Genomic DNA, 16,460 nt, shown 5'->3' with positions numbered 1-16,460 from the left:
CACAGCATCGCCCCGCGAATCGCGGCGGTCAATCGCTCAGTACGACCGGACCGGCTGGGGCTGGGGCGAGGCATTGATCACCACGGTTCCCAGAACGATGTCATGCAGCAGCCGGCGGCGGCCGTTGAACAGGCCGACCAGCAGCACGAACGGAGACAGCATCGAGATCGACAGCCAAAACAGCACCGCATGGACAGCGCCGAGCACGAAATAGGCAGGTTCAGCGGTGCGCGTATGCATCTCCAGCCCCATCACCCGCATCCCGATCGTCGCCGAATAGGGCCCGCCGAGCGTCGCGCCGTAATAGACCACCGCCCAGATCACCGAGGCGGGCGATACCAGCCAGAACAGCGTCCAGCCCAGCCCCAGCGTCACCACTCCGAACACCGCGATGAACACCACCGCCAGGATCACCGGGAGCGACAGCACCACCAGGTCGATCAGGAACGAAAACACCCGCTTGGTGAGTACGCCCTGGAACAACTCCGGCTCCAGCCGCGGATCGAACGGAAGCGGCCGGTCAAAGGCATCCTCGCCACGCCAGCCGTCACGCAGACCATCATCAGCCATGGTTGTGTTCCCTTCGAAGACCATATCCGGCTCGACATGGCGACGGCGGCGGGCCGTTGCAAGCCCGCCGCCGATGACTTCGAAGCAATCAAAACCGTCGGGCGAGGCCCGCCATCAGGCCAGCGTGCGCAGCTTTTCGGCGGCCTGCGGGGCGAAATAGGTCAGCACGCCGTCGGCGCCGGCGCGCTTGAAGCCGATCAGGCTTTCCATCATCGCCCGCTCGCCGTCGATCCAGCCATTGGCGGCGGCGCCGGCGATCATCGCGTATTCGCCCGACACCTGATAGGCGAAGGTCGGCACCGAGAAGGTGTCCTTGACCCTTCGGATGATGTCCAGATAGGGCATGCCGGGCTTCACCATCACCATGTCGGCGCCCTCGGCGAGGTCGAGCTCGACCTCCCGCAGCGCCTCGTCGGAATTGGCGCTGTCCATCTGATAGGTGCGCTTGTCGCCGGTCAGCGCCTTGGAGGAGCCGATGGCGTCGCGGAACGGGCCGTAGAACGCCGAGGCGTATTTCGCCGCATAGGCCATGATCTGGACGTCGAGGAAGCCGGCCTCATCGAGCGCGGCGCGGATCGCGCCGACCCGGCCGTCCATCATGTCCGACGGCGCGATGATGTCGCAGCCGGCCTGGGCCTGCACCAGCGATTGCCGCACCAGCACCTCGACCGATTCGTCGTTGAGGATCTTGCCGTTGGCGATCAGCCCGTCATGGCCGTGGCTGGTGAAGGGATCCAGCGCCACGTCGCACAGCACGCCGAGATCGGGGAATTCCTTCTTGATGGCGCGCACCGTCTGGCACACCAGATTGTCGGCATTGGTGGCTTCGGTGCCGAACTCGTCGCGCAACGACGGCTCGGTGAAGGGGAATAGCGCGATGCAGGGGATGTCCAATTTCATCGCCCGCTCGGCGTCGCGCACGATCTGGTCGACGCTGAGCCGTTCGACCCCGGGCATCGAGGCGACCTGCACGCGCTGATTGTGGCCGTCGATGACGAACATCGGCCAGATCAGATCGTCGGTGGTCAGGACGTTTTCGCGGATCAGCCGCCGCGCCCATTCCGATTTGCGGTTGCGCCGGGGGCGGACCACCAGGTCAAGCGCCGGTGCGGCGGCGGGCCGCGTGTCTCGCAATTCGATGGGACGCCCGAATTTGATCGCCATGGTGCCAACACTCCTCGCAGGCCGTCTATTTTGACTCATTCCAGCTAGCACTTTGTCAGTGTCGCGTCACCGTGGTCTTGATTTGGCGCAACTGTCGATTGTCGGCCGATCACAGTTCGGCGACCGCAGCTCCACGATCCCAGCTCGACGACTGGCTGCCGGTGCCGATCCGGCGGATTGTTCTGGGTGATTGATTTCGCCGTCCCGCCGGGCCAAGACTCCGCGATGCTTTCACAAATCACCCCGACGGGCCAAAAAACCCATGTCTGAGACCCCATCGCGCGAACAGACGCCGCGGGACCATGCGGTTTCGGTGGCGGCGATCTCGACGGCGCGCGCCGACACCCATGACAATGACTGGACCCGGCGGCTGGTGCTGTTCCTGCGGGTGATGGCGGCGCTGTCCTTGATCAAGGGGCTGTTCCATTGGGCGCAGATCACCGGCTTCGTCGGCGGCGAGGACGATGCCTTTGAAGGTCAGGCGATGGCCTGGCAGACCGCCACGGTGTATTTCGCGGTGATCGAACTGGTCGCGGCTGTCGGGTTGTGGCTGGCGACGCCATGGGGCGCGGTGGTCTGGCTGACGGCCGTGGTGTCGATGGCGGTGATCGAATTGATGTTTCCGGCGATCTATGGCGGCAGCCTGATCGTCGTGTCGCTGGAAGCGCTGCTGCTGGCGGCGTATCTGGCGCTGGCTTGGATGGCAGCGCGCGAACGGCCGCCATAGCCGTCGATTGTCATCGATCGACATCGGGTTTCTGCCGAAGCCTCCGCAAGAAGGCCGGCGACAAAGGGGGGATACAATATGAATGCCTATCACAGCGGTGGAACGGGCGGCAGCCTGATCGTCAACGCGGTGGCGCGCTTCGGCGACCGGCCGGCGCTGGCCGATGGCCGTCTGCGCTGGAGCTACCGTCAATTCGGCGTGGCGGTCGGCCGTTTCATCACCTTGTTTCGCGGCATCGGGCTGAACAAGGGCGACGCCGTGTCGATCCTGTCCGGCAACCGCGCCGAATCCTGGGCGGCGATTTCGGCCGCGATGGTGATGGGGCTGCGCTACACGCCGCTGCACCCGATGGCCGCCGAGGACGATCACGCCTTCATCATCGAGGACGCAGAAATCGACGCGCTGATCGTGGAAAGCGGCAAATTCGCCGCGCGCGGCCTCGCCATCCGCGGCCGCGTGCCCGGCCTGAAGCATCTGTTGTCGTTCGGCGCGGTCGACGGCGCGCGCGACCTGCTGGACGGCTTCGACAAGGTCGAAGCTGCGCCTCTGGTGGACGAAAGCTCAACCTCCGAGATCGCCTGGCTGGCCTATACGGGCGGCACCACCGGCCGCTCCAAGGGCGTAATGATCCCGCATCGGGCGCTGACCACGATGGCGGTGCTGCTCTATTCGGACTGGGATTGGCCGGCCGAGATCCGTTTTATCGCCGCCACCCCGATCAGCCATGCCGCCGGCGTCACGGTCTATCCGGTGATGATGCGCGGCGGCTTCGTTCGGCTGGTGCAGGGCTTCGAGGCGGAGGCCTATTGCGCCGTGGTCGCCGAGGAGAAGATCACCGCGGCGTTCCTGGTGCCGACCCTGATCTACGCGCTGATCGACGCGCCGCAGATCCGCGCCAGATACGATCTGTCCTCGCTCGACATGATCGTCTATGGCGCCGCGCCGATGTCGCCGGACCGGCTGCGCGAGGGCATGGCGATCTTCGGCAAGATCTTCGTGCAGCTCTACGGCCAGACCGAAGCGCCGCAGGTCATCACTTCGATGCGCAAGGTCGATCATAATGATTCAAAGCCGGGCCGGCTGGGCTCCTGCGGACGGCCCAATCCGCTGGTCGACGTCAAGCTGTTCGATTCCGAGATGCGTGAGGTCGGCATCGGCGAGCCCGGCGAAATCTGCGTCCGCGGCACGCTGGTGATGGATGGCTACTGGAAGCGCCCCGAGGCCACCGCGGAGGCATTTCGCGGCGGCTGGCTGCACACCGGCGATGTCGCGGTGAAAGACGACGAGGGCTATCTCTATATCGTCGACCGCACCAAGGACATGATCATCTCCGGCGGTTTCAACATCTATCCGCGCGAGGTCGAGGACGCGCTGATGGCGCATCACGCGGTGGCCTCCGCCGCGGTGATCGGCGTGCCCGACGACAAATGGGGCGAGGCGGTGAAGGCCTTCGTGGTGCTGAAAGCCGGCGCCAACAACGACGCCGCCGAATTGCAGGCGCATGTGAAGCACAAGCGCGGCGCGCCGTGGTCGCCGAAGACGATCGATTTCGTCGAGGCCATTCCGGTGACCGGGCTCGGCAAGATCGACCGCAAGGTGTTGCGGGCGCCGTATTGGGAAAACCGCACGCGCGGCGTCGCGTAAACGGACGTCGCGCCGGGAAGGCGCAGGCGGGCGGCTCGGAGCCTCATCCCGAGGAGCGGCCACTGGGCCGCGTCTCGAGGCCTCATCCTGAGGGAGCGGCCACTGGGCCGCGTCTCGAAGGATGAGGAGATGTCCCGCCTCGTGTTCGAGACGCGCGCCAAGCCGCGCGCTCCTCACCATGAGGCTTTTCAATGCGCGGGTGGCATTGCATTGGGAGGTCGGGCGAATTTGCGTCAAATTCGCCGACAATTTTGGGCGGTCGGAAAGGAATTCGCCGCGGTAAGATTTGAGTCACCCTAACGCGGTGGTCATACCTGTTACATGAATCTTTCGAATTCGAACGATGCTGTCCTCAAACGTGACACACCCTTAGACGAAGCGTGAACACAGCCCTCCAAACGTGAATCAGACGTTGCGAAAAGCCCTTTAATAGCGGGCTTAATCGGCGGTTCACTGTGTTAAATTCATGATCTCTTTATTGTCTTATTTAAGCTGATGTTCAAACGGTCCGCTTAAGTTGGCGATATCAGACGGGACACAAGTTTCGTCGAATAAGTCGATAAAAACGACAACAGGGGATCGTCATGATCAAAGCCGTAGCAACGGCGGCGGAAGTCGCCGCGCCTTCATCCGGACAAGCGCCGGTCCAGCCGCTCTATCTCGAGGCACTGACCTTGGTGGAGCGGCTGCATCGCCGCCTGCTCGACGTTATCAAGGATGAATTCGACCGCCGCGGACGCGCCGACATCAATTCGGTGCAAGCGTTGCTACTCTACAATATCGGTGACAAGGAGCTGACCGCGGGCGAGCTGCGCACGCGCGGCTACTATCTCGGCTCCAACGTGTCCTACAATCTGAAGAAGTTGGTCGAGCTCGGCTTCCTCGATCACCAGCGCTCGCGCGTCGACCGCCGCTCGGTGCGGATCCGTCTGACCGCGCAGGGCCAGGAAATCCGCCACATCGTCGACGCGCTGTATCAGAAGCACGTTCGCACGGTGGAGCAGGTCGGCGGCATCTCCAATGACGAGTTCGCCACGCTGAACAAATCGCTGCATCGGCTGGAGCGGTTCTGGACCGACCAGATCCTGTACCGGCTCTGAGCCTTCAGGCTTTTCGGTAGCGCGCCAACGATCGCCGGCGGATGGCAACATCCGCCAGGCGCTGCCCCAGCGGCAGGCCCGCGCACCTCCGACCGTTAGACGCCCCCGTTGCATCGGCCTTCCTCGCGGGAGGCCGATTTTTTGTCAGCCGAGCGCGCCGACGCCGGGCGATGGAACTTTCTTCTCGCGCCGCGCTTATCACAGCGTTCGCAAGTGGAGGGATACCATGCTGGTCGAGCGCGGAGTGAGAGTCATGAACGTCGACATTATCGGGCGGTCCTACGACATCGCATCGGATTATCTGCGCCGCAGTGGCGCCATCAGCGACAGCGCGACAACCAATGATGCGCTGCTGCAGACCATCGTGCAGATGTTTCATCGCGGCGAAACCAATGTGATCCGGCTCGCCAACCGGGCGATCGCTAAATTCGAATCCGCCCAACTCGCGGCCTGAGCCGACAAGGATAATCATGAAAGCCGCTGTTGAACGCGTGATCCAGACCTATGGCCTGTTGACCAGCCGCGAAGCCGCCGAACTGGCCCAGCCCAGCGTCGAGAGTTACATCCGTATGCTGTTCGAGGCCGGCGAAACCGACGACAACCGGCTGACAGTGTGCGGGCTGGTGTTCCTGCGCGAACATGATGGCAGCAACGACCCGGTCAAGGCTGGCTTTACCGGGATGTGAGCGGCGCGTGTCGCGGCCCTCACGGTTGGCGCCACGGAAGCGTCCTCCGACGCGCCGACGCCTCGGAAATGGGGCAGCTGCGACCAAACCTCCCGCCAAATTCCCGTTCGATTTTTGCAGACGCATCGTAATTCGGCGCTAAAAGCCAATCTGGAATTTCGGATTCGGCGGAGCGGCGGCATGGTGGATAAGCAGGCAATGCGCGAGGAGGCCGAACGGCTGATGCGCGAAGCGATGGAAAAGAAGCACCTGACGGTGAAGCAGGGCGACACCCGCATCATGACCACATGCGGCAAATGCGGCGCGCCCAACAAGGTGATCGCGCCAAAAGGCGAGACCCGGGTCAAATTCACCTGCAAGGAATGCGGCCAGGTCCAGGCGACGATCTGAGGCGATCGGAGGCCCGCATCGGCGGCTCACATCGCCCACTCGCAGGTGCGGCCGGTTATCGGCGACCAAGTCACCGCAGGCGTGAGCCTCGACATTGCGTGGCCTCGAAGTCTTCATAAGGAATCCCACCATGCTCACGCTGCACCACCTCAACGACTCCCGCTCGCAGCGCGTTTTGTGGCTGCTGGAAGAACTCGGCGCGCCCTATGAATTGAAGCGCTATCAGCGCGATGCGGTGACGCGGCTGGCGCCGCCCGAGCTTGCCCAGGTGCAGCCGCTCGGCAAGTCGCCGGTGATTGTCGATGGCGACATCACGCTGGCGGAATCCGGGGCGATCGTCGACTACATCATCCGCCGCTACGGCAAGGGGGCGATGCGCCCGGCCGAGGCGACGCCGGATTTCGAGGCCTATCAGGAATGGCTGCATTACGCCGAGGGCTCGGCAATGCTGCCCTTGATGTTGCAGCTCTACACCAGCCGGCTGAAAGACGCGGCGGCGCCGCTGCAGCCGCGGATCGACGCCGAGATCGCCAACCATCTCGGTTTTGTCGAGGGCGCGCTCAAGGGCAGGGCGTTCTTCGTCGCCGAGGCGCTGACCGGCGCCGACATCATGATGAGCTTTGTCGCCGAGGTCGCGAAATCCTTCGGGCGGCTGTCCGCCTATCCGGAATTCGAGGCCTGGCTAGCGCGAATGCACGCGCGGCCGGCGTTCTTGCGCTCGATCGAAAAGGGCGGGGCGTATCGGCTGGCGTGAGGCGATTGCGGCGTTGGTTGTCAGCGCATCTCGCGGAGATTCGTTTCCGGCCTAGCCTATGTCGATTTTGCGCTCACACCCAATTCTCCACCCGCAGACCCGGCATCCGGGCAAATTCCCGCATATTGTTGGTGACCACGATCAGCCCCTCGCTGCGGGCGTGGCCGGCGATCTGCATGTCGTGAGGGCGACAGGGCGTGCCGGCGCGCTCGAGTTCGGCGCGGAGCTGGCCGTCATGCGCCGCGGCCTTGTCGGCTAAGGGCAGTACCTGCAGGCGCGCGGTGAAATGCGCGATCGCATTGAGATTGTCGACGCGGCGGGCCGACTTCTCCGCCCCATAGACCAATTCGCCGAGCGTGATGCTGGAGATGCACAGCTGCTCGGCCAGCGCATTGAATTTGTCGCGCAGCGCCGGCGGGCGGTTCTTGATCACGTAGATGCAGATATTGGTATCGAGCATGTAGGCGAGCATCACAGCGGCTCGCGCTGTTCGGCAGCCGGCTGCTCGCGTTCGCGGAGGAAATCGTCGCTGGCGCGGGGGCCGTTCAGGAAGAAGTCGTCCCATCGCTGGCCTTGCGGAACGATGACGCGACTGCGGCCGATCTTGATGATGTCGACCTTGTGCACGCCGTCGGGGAAGGCGACGCCCTTGGGCAAGCGAACCGCTTGGCTGCGGTTGCTGGTGAAGACGGTTGAACTGGCCATCACGGATCCTATGGATATCCAAATGGGATATACATAATTCGACTCCGCCCGCAAGGCAACGGCCGGTACCTCAGCGCCGCCCCCTTGGAACCGGTAAAATCCACCATATCTGGGTCTAACGGGGACGCATGGCCGCAAATGTTGGCTCCGTCCTTGGCCCGCCGGCCCGGATATGCTATGCGGCACGCGCCGCTTCCGACCGCATCAGCTGACCGCGCGCGCCCCGACCAAAGGGCTGCGGCGGTGGAGACATTTGCCATGAGCACATCTGCCACGACCCAATCTGCCCCCGATTCCTTCTTTTCGGCCTCGCTGGAGCAGGCCGATCCCGAGATCGCCGCCGCCATCAAGGGCGAGCTTGGCCGCCAGCGCCATGAGGTCGAGCTGATCGCCTCGGAAAACATCGTCAGCCGCGCGGTGCTGGAAGCACAGGGCTCGGTGATGACCAACAAATATGCCGAGGGCTATCCGGGCCACCGCTATTATGGCGGCTGCGAATTCGTCGACATCGCCGAGAATCTGGCGATCGAGCGTGCCAAGAAGCTGTTCGGCGCCGGCTTTGCCAATGTGCAGCCGAATTCCGGGAGCCAGATGAACCAGGCCGTGTTCCTGGCGCTGCTGCAGCCCGGCGATACCTTCATGGGTCTGGATCTGGCCGCCGGCGGCCATCTCACCCATGGTTCCGCGGTCAACATGTCGGGCAAATGGTTCAAGCCGGCGCATTACACGGTGCGGCGCGAGGACCAGATCATCGACATGGATGCGCTGGCCAAGCAGGCCGAGCAGGTCAAGCCGAAGCTGATCATCGCCGGCGGCTCGGCCTATTCGCGGGCTTGGGACTTCAAGCGCTTCCGCGAGATCGCCGACAGCGTCGGGGCCTATCTGTTGGTCGACATGGCGCATTTCGCCGGTCTGGTGGCGGGCGGCGTCCATGCCTCGCCGGTGCCCTATGCCCACGTCACCACCACTACCACCCACAAATCGCTGCGCGGCCCGCGCGGCGGCCTGATCCTGAGCAATGACGAGGCGCTGGCCAAGAAGCTCAATTCGGCGATCTTCCCCGGCCTGCAGGGCGGCCCCCTGATGCATGTCATCGCCGCCAAGGCGGTGGCGTTCAAGGAAGCGTTGCAGCCCGACTTCAAGATCTACGCGAAGAACGTCGTCGAAAACGCCAAGGCGCTTGCGGAAACGCTTCGCGCAGCGGGATTCGACATCGTTTCGGGCGGCACTGATAATCATCTGATGCTGGTTGATCTGCGGCCCAAGGGCCTCAAGGGCAACGTCTCCGAAAAGGCCCTGGTTCGCGCCGCCATCACCTGCAACAAGAACGGCATCCCCTACGATCCGGAAAAGCCGTTCGTCACCTCCGGGCTGCGGCTCGGCACGCCGGCCGCCACCACCCGCGGTTTCGGCGTCGCCGAGTTCAAGCAGGTCGGCAATATGATCGCCGAAGTGCTTAATGCCATTGCGCAATCGCCGGATGGCGGCGCGCCTTTGGTGGAAGCCTCGGTGAAGGAGCGGGTCAAGGAACTGACCGGACGCTTCCCGATCTACCAGTAAGGACCCTCACGGATGCGCTGCCCGAGCTGCAACAGCCTCGATACCCAGGTGAAGGACAGCCGTCCGACCGAGGATTCCGCCGTGATCCGGCGGCGTCGGGTCTGCATGGCGTGCAATTTCCGCTTCACCACATTCGAACGGGTGCAGCTGCGCGAATTGACCGTGATCAAGCGCAACGGCCGCCGAGTGCCGTTCGACCGCGACAAGCTGGTGCGCTCGCTGCAGATCAGTCTGCGCAAGCGGCCGGTCGAGCCGGAGCGGGTCGAGAAGATGGTGTCGGCGATCGTGCGTGAGCTGGAAAGCGGCGGCGAGGCGGAGATCTCCTCGGAGACCATCGGCGAGATCGTGATGGACCATCTGCGCAAGGTCGACGACGTCGCCTATGTGCGCTTCGCCTCGGTCTATCGCAATTTCCGCGAGGCCAAGGATTTCGAGGCGTTGCTCGGCGAATTGTCCGGTGACGAGATGGCGCGGCTGGCGAGCCTGCGCAAATGATCTTCCGGATACTGGAGGATCAGTATGCGGATAAGGCCAGAGCCGGCAAAGCGCACGACCTGCGTTTCATGCAGCTCGCGCTGACGCTGGGCCGTCGCGGGTTGGGGCGCACCGCGCCCAATCCGGCGGTCGGCGCGGTCATTGTGAAGGACGGCGTGATCCTCGGCCGCGGCTGGACCCAGCCGGGCGGGCGGCCTCATGCCGAGATCGAGGCGCTGGCGCGCGCCGGCGACGCCCCGGGGGCGACGCTTTATGTGACGCTGGAGCCGTGCTCGCATCACGGCAAATCGCCACCCTGCGCCGATGCGGTGATCGCCGCCGGCATCGCCCGGGTGGTGTCGGCGATCGAGGACCCCAATCCGGAGGTGGCAGGCCAGGGCCATGCGCGGCTGCGCGCCGCCGGCGTCAGGGTCGATGTCGGGCTGTGCGCCGCCGAAGCCGCTCATGACCATGCCGGGCATTTTCGCCGGGTGCGCGAGCGGCGCCCGCATGTGATCCTGAAACTCGCGGTGTCGAGCGACGACAAGATCGGCGCGGCGGGCGGCCAACCGGTAGCGGTCACCGGCGAGGCGGCGCGGGCGCGGGTGCATCTGTTGCGCGCCCAGTCCGACGCTATCCTTGTCGGGATCAGAACCGCTTTGGCCGACGATCCGCTGCTGACCTGCCGGTTGCCCGGCATGGAAAAGCAATCGCCGATCCGGGTGGTGCTGGACCGGGCGCTGCGGCTACCCGGCTCCAGCCGGCTGGTGCAATCGGCGCGGCAGGTGCCGCTGTGGCTGCTGGCGTCGGAAATCGCCGAGCCGGCGGCGGCCGCCAAATTGGGCGGCGCCGGCGCGCAGGTGATCCACGTTGCGACCGCCGCGACCCCGCCGGGGCTCGATCTCGCCGCGGTGCTGCGCGCGCTGGCCGATAGGGGCGTCACGCGACTGCTGGTCGAAGGCGGCGCGCGGGTCGCGGCATCCTTCGTCACAGCCGGCCTGGTCGACGAAGTCTGGCTGCTGCGCGGCCCGGCCGCGATCGGCGAGGGCGGCGTCGACGCGCTGGACGGCATGCCGCTCACGGCGATCACGGCATCGCCGACGCTGACCATGCGTGCTAGCGAGACGCTCGGAACCGATACTCTCACGATTTACGAGCGCAGCTAGACGATGAGTCGCAAATTTGACAGTGACGTCCGCCGGGATCCGACCTCTCCCATAGGGAGAGGTCGGCGCAAAGCGCCGGGTGAGGGGTTTCGCCCTCTCGATAGGCCGCACCCCCTCACCCCAACCCTCTCCCCATGGGAGAGGGAGCTCGGCTTCCGTTGGCGCGCTTCTGCAATCAATTTTGGCATCGAGACCTGATCCTATGTTCACCGGCATCGTTACCGACCAGGGCGAAATCATCGCCCTCACGCCGACCGCGCAGGGCTACCTGCACCGGCTGCGCATCCTGTGCAATTATGACCAGGCCAGCATCGCCGATGGCGCCTCGATCGCCAGCAACGGCATCTGCATGACCGTGGTCGGCTCCGGCCGCGAGGGTGGCAAGACCTGGTATGAGGTCGACGCCGGGGCGGAGACCCTGGCGATGACCTCGGCCAAGCATTGGACGGTCGGCACCAGGCTCAATCTGGAGCGCGCGCTGAAGATCGGCGACGAACTCGGCGGCCATATCGTCACCGGCCATGTCGACGGCATCGCCGAGGTCACGCGCCGCGAGGAATTGCCGGGAATGGCGCGGTTTCACCTCGCCACCAGCCGCGACCTGGCGCGCTTCATCGCCACCAAGGGCTCGGTGACGCTCGATGGCGTGTCGCTGACGGTCAACGGCGTCGATGGGGTGACGTTTTCGGTGGCGATCATTCCGCACACGCTGAGCGTGACCACGCTGGACAGCTGGAGCGCGGGCAGCGAGGTCAATCTCGAAGTCGACCTGATGGCGCGCTATGCCGCGCGCCTGAGCGAGATGAAATAAGCCGCAGCGGCGATTTGATTCCTTGGCTTTGGCCGCCCGCGCGCCTAAAACCGCCCGCGGTTTCCTCATGGTGAGAAGGCGCGTCAGCGCAGGTTTGAGCCATGAGGCCATGATCTCGCTCATCCTTCGAGACGCGGCCTTGGGCCGCTCATCAGGATGAGGGCAGTGCCGGTTGCACCGCTCGACCAATCGAACGATACGGAATGAAGTAATGGCAGACGCGCGGCGCGCCCAGTTGCAGGATCAGACCGACATCACGGGCGCGCGCGTCCTGATCGTCGAGGCGCGGTTTTATGACGATATTCAGGATGCGATGCTGGAAGGCGCGCTGGCGGAGTTGAGCGCCGCGGGCGTCAAGCACGATCTCCTCACCGTGCCGGGCGCGTTGGAGATCCCCGCCGCGATCGCGATCGCGCTCGATGCGGCGGAAGCCAACGGCAAGCCCTATGACGCGGCGATCGCGCTCGGCTGCGTGGTGCGCGGCGATACCCTGCATTTCGAGATCGTATCGATCGAATCCTCGCGCGCGCTGATGGATCTCGCGGTGGCGCGGAAATTCCCGCTCGGCAACGGCATCATCACCGTCAACACCGACGAACAGGCCTGGGCACGCGCCCGCGCCTCCGAACTCAACAAGGGCGGCGATGCCGCGCGCGCGGCGCTGGCGATGCTGCGGATCAAACGCCGTGTGGCGAAGGGCTGAGCGGCGTCATGGCTGATATCAACAAACCACTCGACAGGAGGCCGCCGGCCAAGCCCGGCGACCGCAAGGCCAACCGGCGCGGCGCGGCACGGCTCGCCGCCGTGCAGGCGCTGTACCAGATGGATATCGGCGGCGCCGGCATCAACGACATCTTCGCCGAGTTCGAAAGCCACTGGCTAGGCAATGAGGTCGAGGGCGATCAATATTTGCCGGCCGAGCAGGCGTTCTTTCAAGACGTGGTATCGGGCGTGGTGCGCGACCAGGGCAGGCTCGATCCCTTGATCGACGACGCGCTGGCGAAGGGCTGGCCGCTGGTGCGGATCGACGCCATTTTGCGCGCGGTGATGCGTGCGGGGGCCTATGAGCTCGAGCACCGCAAGGACATTCCGGCGCGCGTCGTGGTCTCGGAATATGTCGACGTCGCCCACGCTTTCGTCGAGAAGGACGAGACCGGCATGGTCAACGCGGTGCTGGACCAGATCGCCCGGCAGTTTCGCGCCGAGGAGTTTGTGCGCTAGGCATTCGGGTGCGCCCAGCCGTCATCCTGAGGTGCTCGCCGCCTTCGGCGAGCCCTCGAAGGATGACAGCCGATGATGGACTGCAACACATGGCCTCCGGTGAAGACTCCCTGATCGCGCGCTACTTCGCGCCGCTGGCGACCGATCTCGGCGCGTTCGGTCTCACCGATGACGCCGCCGTCCTGGCAGCTTCCGCCGACGATCTGGTGGTGACTACCGACGCCATCGTCGAGGGCGTGCATTTCCTGCCCGGCGATCCGCCCGAGACCATCGCCCGTAAGGCACTGCGGGTGAACCTGTCGGATCTGGCCGCCAAGGGCGCCACCCCCGCCGGCTTCGTGCTGACGCTGGCGCTGCGTACCTCGGACCCAGAGTGGCTGGCGCCATTTGCGCGCGCGCTGGGTCAGGACGCGACTGAATTCGGCTGCCCGCTGCTGGGCGGCGATACCGTCTCGACGCCGGGGCCGCTGATGATCTCGGTGACGGCGTTCGGCCGCACCTTGCCTGGCCGGATGGTGCGGCGAAGCGGCGCCGAGCCCGGCGATCTGATCGTCGTCACCGGAACGATCGGCGACGCCGCCCTCGGGCTCGATATTCTGCAAGGCGGAGTTGTGGCCACTGCGCTGGCCACCGACCCCGCTGCGCGCGACGTCCTGGTGCAACGCTACCGGGTGCCGCAGCCGCGCTGCGCTCTGGCGCAGGCGGTGCGCGACCACGCCCGCGCGGCGATGGATGTCTCCGACGGGCTGGCGGGCGATTTGGCCAAGCTCTGCGGGGTGTCGGGGCTGTCGGCGACCATCGATGTCGGCGCCATCCCGCTGTCCGACCCCGCCCGAGGCCTAGTCGCCGCCGGCGCGGTTCCGATCGCGCGGCTACTGAGCGGCGGCGATGATTACGAGATCCTATGCGCCATTGCGCCGAATCGTTTCGCCGCCTTCGCGGCGGCATCGCGGCTGGCCGGGATCGCGGTGACGTCCATCGGTGTGGCGAGCGCCGGGGGAGGGCGGCCGCGATTCCTCGGGCCCGACGGCGCCGAGATGACGCTGCAAAACCTGGCCTACAGCCACTTCTAGTTTTCGTCGTAAGGCCGGCTTGACACCGGCTGCTCCTTATCAAACAGAAAAATGACAGTTACGCCGTTCGCAGCGTTGCGCGGCGTTAACGATTTTGGCAAGGTCCGGCGGATTTGAGGCCACTCTATGAGCAGGGCCGGCCTTATTTTTGTGCGTCCTCCGCGCCTTGCGGTGAAAGACGCGGGGCAGATTCAAGGACGAGGCAAAATCAATGATAGCTTTATGGGTGATTGTGCTCTGCGGGGCACTTTCGATTGTGTACGCCATCTGGGCGACGGCATCGGTGATGGGCGCCGACGCCGGCAATGCAAGGATGCAGGAAATCGCCGCCGCCGTGCGCGAAGGCGCGCAGGCCTATCTCAAGCGCCAATACATGACCATCGCCCTCGTCGGCGTGGTGATCTTCGCGCTGCTGTACTACTTCCTCGGCGCGCTGGTCGCGGTGGGATTCGTGATCGGCGCGGTGCTCTCGGGCGCTGCCGGCTTCATCGGCATGAACGTCTCGGTGCGCGCCAATGTCCGCACCGCGCAGGCCGCCACCACCTCGCTGGCCGGCGGACTTGAACTGGCCTTCAAGGCCGGCGCCATCACCGGCATGCTGGTCGCCGGTCTGGCGCTGCTCGGCGTCACCATCTACTTCGCTTACCTGACGCATTACCTCAATCTGGCGGCCAACAGCCGCACCGTTGTCGACGCGCTGGTGGCGCTCGGCTTCGGCGCCTCGCTGATCTCGATCTTCGCCCGTCTCGGCGGCGGCATCTTCACCAAGGGTGCGGATGTCGGCGGCGATCTGGTCGGCAAGGTCGAGGCCGGCATTCCGGAAGACGATCCGCGCAACCCGGCCACCATCGCCGACAATGTCGGCGACAATGTCGGCGATTGCGCCGGCATGGCGGCCGATCTGTTCGAGACCTATGCGGTGACCGCGGTCGCCACCATGGTGCTGGCCGCGATCTTCTTCGCCAACTCGCCGCTGCTGGTCAACATGATGACGCTGCCGCTCGCCATCGGCGGCGCCTGCATCATCACCTCGATCATCGGCACCTTCTTCGTCAAGCTCGGCGCCAGCCAGTCGATCATGGGCGCGCTCTATAAGGGCCTGATCGCCACCGGCGTATTGTCGCTGTTCGCGGTGGCGGGCGTGATCTACGCGCTGGTCGGCTTCGGCCCGCTCGGTGTCAAAGCCGCCTCCGGGGTCGAATATACCGGCCTTGCCTTGTTCGCATGTGGCATCGTCGGTCTGGCCGTCACCGGCCTGATCATCTGGATCACCGAATACTACACCGGCACCGATTATCGCCCGGTGAAGTCGATCGCGGCGTCGTCGGTCACCGGCCACGGCACCAATGTGATCCAGGGCCTGGCGATCTCGATGGAATCGACGGCGATGCCGGCGATCGTCATCATCGCCGGCATTCTGGTCACCTTCAGCCTGGCCGGCCTGTTCGGCATCGCGATTGCCACCACCACGATGCTGGCGCTGGCCGGCATGATCGTGGCGCTCGACGCCTTCGGCCCGGTCACCGACAATGCCGGCGGCATCGCCGAAATGGCCGGCCTGCCCAAGGAAGTCCGCAAGGCTACCGACGCGCTCGACGCCGTCGGCAACACCACCAAGGCGGTCACCAAGGGCTACGCGATCGGCTCCGCCGGTCTCGGCGCGCTGGTGCTGTTCGCCGCCTATAATGAAGACCTGAAATACTTCACCGCCAACGCGGTGCAGTTCCCGTACTTCAAGGGCGTGCTGCCGGACTTCGCGCTGACCAACCCCTATGTGGTGGTCGGACTGCTGTTCGGCGGCTTGCTGCCCTATCTGTTCGGCGCGATGGGCATGACCGCGGTCGGCCGCGCGGCGAGCGCGATCGTCGAGGAAGTGCGACGCCAGTTCCGCGAGAAGCCGGGCATCATGCAGGGCACCGACAAGCCTGATTACGGCAAGGCCGTCGACCTGCTGACCAAGGCGGCGATCAAGGAAATGATCATCCCGTCGCTGCTGCCGGTGCTGTCGCCGATCTTCGTCTACTTCGCGATCTATGCGATCGCCGGCGGCGGCGCGGCCGGCAAGTCGGCGGCGTTCTCGGCGGTCGGCGCGATGCTGCTCGGCGTCATCGTCACCGGCCTGTTCGTGGCGATCTCGATGACCTCGGGCGGCGGCGCTTGGGACAACGCCAAAAAGTACATCGAGGACGGCCATTACGGTGGCAAGGGCTCGGACGCCCACAAGGCCGCGGTGACCGGCGACACCGTCGGCGACCCCTACAAGGACACGGCGGGTCCCGCCGTCAATCCGATGATCAAGATCACCAACATCGTGGCGCTGCTGCTGCTGGCGATCCTGGCGCACTGAGCTTTCGAAGCTTCGGATTGAGAGCAAGACCCCGCGGCGCGAGCCGCGGGGTTTTGTTTGGCGATATG

Annotated in this window: 19 protein-coding genes; 15 read left to right on the top strand and 4 right to left on the bottom strand. The window is 65.1% G+C overall.

Annotated features, from left to right (window positions below):
• Window positions 1-36 precede the first annotated feature (36 nt).
• Together RBJ75_RS06665 and hemB are read right to left on the bottom strand one after the other, a co-directional pair.
• Window positions 37-570: an RDD family protein gene (locus RBJ75_RS06665; RefSeq protein WP_044404759.1), complete on the bottom strand. Its 534-nt coding sequence runs from the start codon at window positions 568-570 to the stop codon at window positions 37-39.
• A 114-nt stretch (window positions 571-684) separates the two neighbouring features.
• Window positions 685-1,734: a porphobilinogen synthase gene (gene hemB, locus RBJ75_RS06660; RefSeq protein WP_044404730.1), complete on the bottom strand. Its 1,050-nt coding sequence runs from the start codon at window positions 1,732-1,734 to the stop codon at window positions 685-687.
• A 262-nt stretch (window positions 1,735-1,996) separates the two neighbouring features.
• Here hemB and RBJ75_RS06655 point away from each other — a divergent pair, with 262 nt between their 5' ends.
• The 7 genes from RBJ75_RS06655 to RBJ75_RS06625 all read left to right on the top strand — a co-directional run bounded on the left by RBJ75_RS06655 (window position 1,997) and on the right by RBJ75_RS06625 (window position 7,035).
• On the top strand, window positions 1,997-2,461 hold the full coding sequence (locus RBJ75_RS06655) for a DUF6163 family protein (RefSeq protein WP_044404727.1): 465 nt from the start codon (window positions 1,997-1,999) through the stop codon (window positions 2,459-2,461).
• Window positions 2,462-2,539: 78 nt separating this feature from the next.
• Window positions 2,540-4,105, top strand: coding sequence for an AMP-binding protein (locus tag RBJ75_RS06650; protein ID WP_044404723.1), 1,566 nt, complete (start codon window positions 2,540-2,542; stop codon window positions 4,103-4,105).
• Between the two features lie 584 nt (window positions 4,106-4,689).
• Entirely contained in the window at window positions 4,690-5,205 is a 516-nt protein-coding gene (gene ldtR / locus RBJ75_RS06645; protein WP_044404718.1) for a transcriptional regulator LdtR, read from the top strand.
• Window positions 5,206-5,431: 226 nt separating this feature from the next.
• Window positions 5,432-5,659, top strand: a complete 228-nt coding sequence (locus RBJ75_RS06640; protein WP_044404715.1) for a hypothetical protein — start codon at window positions 5,432-5,434, stop codon at window positions 5,657-5,659.
• Between the two features lie 16 nt (window positions 5,660-5,675).
• The gene (locus tag RBJ75_RS06635; RefSeq protein WP_044404713.1) at window positions 5,676-5,891 is read left to right on the top strand and encodes a hypothetical protein; all 216 of its coding nucleotides are present in this window, start codon (window positions 5,676-5,678) and stop codon (window positions 5,889-5,891) included.
• A gap of 183 nt (window positions 5,892-6,074) precedes the next feature.
• Window positions 6,075-6,281, top strand: coding sequence for a hypothetical protein (locus RBJ75_RS06630; RefSeq protein ID WP_044404756.1), 207 nt, complete (start codon window positions 6,075-6,077; stop codon window positions 6,279-6,281).
• A 130-nt stretch (window positions 6,282-6,411) separates the two neighbouring features.
• Complete coding sequence (locus RBJ75_RS06625) at window positions 6,412-7,035, top strand: glutathione S-transferase family protein (RefSeq protein ID WP_044404710.1); 624 nt, start codon at window positions 6,412-6,414, stop codon at window positions 7,033-7,035.
• A gap of 73 nt (window positions 7,036-7,108) precedes the next feature.
• On the opposite strand, the gene vapC is transcribed toward RBJ75_RS06625, so the two are convergent.
• Both vapC and vapB read right to left on the bottom strand, forming a co-directional pair.
• Window positions 7,109-7,507: a type II toxin-antitoxin system tRNA(fMet)-specific endonuclease VapC gene (gene vapC / locus RBJ75_RS06620; protein ID WP_044404708.1), complete on the bottom strand. Its 399-nt coding sequence runs from the start codon at window positions 7,505-7,507 to the stop codon at window positions 7,109-7,111.
• Complete coding sequence (gene vapB / locus RBJ75_RS06615) at window positions 7,507-7,740, bottom strand: type II toxin-antitoxin system VapB family antitoxin (protein WP_044404705.1); 234 nt, start codon at window positions 7,738-7,740, stop codon at window positions 7,507-7,509. The genes vapC and vapB overlap by 1 nt, the downstream gene beginning before the upstream one ends.
• A 258-nt stretch (window positions 7,741-7,998) precedes the next feature.
• On the opposite strand from vapB, the gene glyA reads away from it, so the two are divergent.
• The 8 genes from glyA to RBJ75_RS06575 all read left to right on the top strand — a co-directional run bounded on the left by glyA (window position 7,999) and on the right by RBJ75_RS06575 (window position 16,392).
• Window positions 7,999-9,300 carry a serine hydroxymethyltransferase gene (gene glyA, locus RBJ75_RS06610; protein ID WP_044404702.1) on the top strand — a complete coding sequence of 434 codons (1,302 nt, stop codon included), beginning with the start codon at window positions 7,999-8,001 and terminating at the stop codon, window positions 9,298-9,300.
• Window positions 9,301-9,312: 12 nt separating this feature from the next.
• On the top strand, window positions 9,313-9,795 hold the full coding sequence (gene nrdR / locus RBJ75_RS06605) for a transcriptional regulator NrdR (protein WP_044404699.1): 483 nt from the start codon (window positions 9,313-9,315) through the stop codon (window positions 9,793-9,795).
• Entirely contained in the window at window positions 9,792-10,940 is a 1,149-nt protein-coding gene (gene ribD / locus RBJ75_RS06600; RefSeq protein ID WP_044404696.1) for a bifunctional diaminohydroxyphosphoribosylaminopyrimidine deaminase/5-amino-6-(5-phosphoribosylamino)uracil reductase RibD, read from the top strand. The genes nrdR and ribD overlap by 4 nt, the downstream gene beginning before the upstream one ends.
• Window positions 10,941-11,142: 202 nt before the next feature.
• A complete protein-coding gene (locus RBJ75_RS06595; protein WP_044404693.1) occupies window positions 11,143-11,751 on the top strand; it encodes a riboflavin synthase in 609 nt (202 codons plus the stop codon).
• Window positions 11,752-11,962: 211 nt separating this feature from the next.
• Window positions 11,963-12,454 (top strand): 6,7-dimethyl-8-ribityllumazine synthase, encoded by a 492-nt coding sequence (gene ribH, locus RBJ75_RS06590; RefSeq protein ID WP_044404690.1) that lies wholly within the window; start codon window positions 11,963-11,965, stop codon window positions 12,452-12,454.
• Between the two features lie 8 nt (window positions 12,455-12,462).
• Window positions 12,463-12,972, top strand: coding sequence for a transcription antitermination factor NusB (gene nusB, locus RBJ75_RS06585; RefSeq protein WP_044404687.1), 510 nt, complete (start codon window positions 12,463-12,465; stop codon window positions 12,970-12,972).
• 89 nt (window positions 12,973-13,061) lie between these two features.
• Entirely contained in the window at window positions 13,062-14,045 is a 984-nt protein-coding gene (gene thiL / locus RBJ75_RS06580; protein WP_044404684.1) for a thiamine-phosphate kinase, read from the top strand.
• 211 nt (window positions 14,046-14,256) lie between these two features.
• Window positions 14,257-16,392, top strand: a complete 2,136-nt coding sequence (locus tag RBJ75_RS06575; protein ID WP_044404681.1) for a sodium-translocating pyrophosphatase — start codon at window positions 14,257-14,259, stop codon at window positions 16,390-16,392.
• Window positions 16,393-16,460 lie beyond the last annotated feature (68 nt).

The sequence above is a fragment of the Rhodopseudomonas sp. BAL398 genome (assembly GCF_033001325.1).
In the GTDB taxonomy this organism is placed as follows: Bacteria; Pseudomonadota; Alphaproteobacteria; order Rhizobiales; family Xanthobacteraceae; genus JARJEH01.
The sequence above is the reverse complement of the archived record's forward strand: the minus strand, read 5'-3'. Positions and strand labels throughout refer to the sequence as shown.

What these genes read in the sequence shown, in the direction of transcription:
- RBJ75_RS06665 (WP_044404759.1), bottom strand. Translation starts at nt 570, where the DNA reads ATGGCTGATGATGGTCTGCGTGACGGCTGGCGTGGCGAGGATGCCTTT.
- hemB (WP_044404730.1), bottom strand. Translation starts at nt 1,734, where the DNA reads ATGGCGATCAAATTCGGGCGTCCCATCGAATTGCGAGACACGCGGCCC.
- RBJ75_RS06655 (WP_044404727.1), top strand. Translation starts at nt 1,997, where the DNA reads ATGTCTGAGACCCCATCGCGCGAACAGACGCCGCGGGACCATGCGGTT.
- RBJ75_RS06650 (WP_044404723.1), top strand. Translation starts at nt 2,540, where the DNA reads ATGAATGCCTATCACAGCGGTGGAACGGGCGGCAGCCTGATCGTCAAC.
- ldtR (WP_044404718.1), top strand. Translation starts at nt 4,690, where the DNA reads ATGATCAAAGCCGTAGCAACGGCGGCGGAAGTCGCCGCGCCTTCATCC.
- RBJ75_RS06640 (WP_044404715.1), top strand. Translation starts at nt 5,432, where the DNA reads ATGCTGGTCGAGCGCGGAGTGAGAGTCATGAACGTCGACATTATCGGG.
- RBJ75_RS06635 (WP_044404713.1), top strand. Translation starts at nt 5,676, where the DNA reads ATGAAAGCCGCTGTTGAACGCGTGATCCAGACCTATGGCCTGTTGACC.
- RBJ75_RS06625 (WP_044404710.1), top strand. Translation starts at nt 6,412, where the DNA reads ATGCTCACGCTGCACCACCTCAACGACTCCCGCTCGCAGCGCGTTTTG.
- vapC (WP_044404708.1), bottom strand. Translation starts at nt 7,507, where the DNA reads ATGCTCGCCTACATGCTCGATACCAATATCTGCATCTACGTGATCAAG.
- vapB (WP_044404705.1), bottom strand. Translation starts at nt 7,740, where the DNA reads ATGGCCAGTTCAACCGTCTTCACCAGCAACCGCAGCCAAGCGGTTCGC.
- glyA (WP_044404702.1), top strand. Translation starts at nt 7,999, where the DNA reads ATGAGCACATCTGCCACGACCCAATCTGCCCCCGATTCCTTCTTTTCG.
- nrdR (WP_044404699.1), top strand. Translation starts at nt 9,313, where the DNA reads ATGCGCTGCCCGAGCTGCAACAGCCTCGATACCCAGGTGAAGGACAGC.
- ribD (WP_044404696.1), top strand. Translation starts at nt 9,792, where the DNA reads ATGATCTTCCGGATACTGGAGGATCAGTATGCGGATAAGGCCAGAGCC.
- RBJ75_RS06595 (WP_044404693.1), top strand. Translation starts at nt 11,143, where the DNA reads ATGTTCACCGGCATCGTTACCGACCAGGGCGAAATCATCGCCCTCACG.
- ribH (WP_044404690.1), top strand. Translation starts at nt 11,963, where the DNA reads ATGGCAGACGCGCGGCGCGCCCAGTTGCAGGATCAGACCGACATCACG.
- nusB (WP_044404687.1), top strand. Translation starts at nt 12,463, where the DNA reads ATGGCTGATATCAACAAACCACTCGACAGGAGGCCGCCGGCCAAGCCC.
- thiL (WP_044404684.1), top strand. Translation starts at nt 13,062, where the DNA reads ATGGCCTCCGGTGAAGACTCCCTGATCGCGCGCTACTTCGCGCCGCTG.
- RBJ75_RS06575 (WP_044404681.1), top strand. Translation starts at nt 14,257, where the DNA reads ATGATAGCTTTATGGGTGATTGTGCTCTGCGGGGCACTTTCGATTGTG.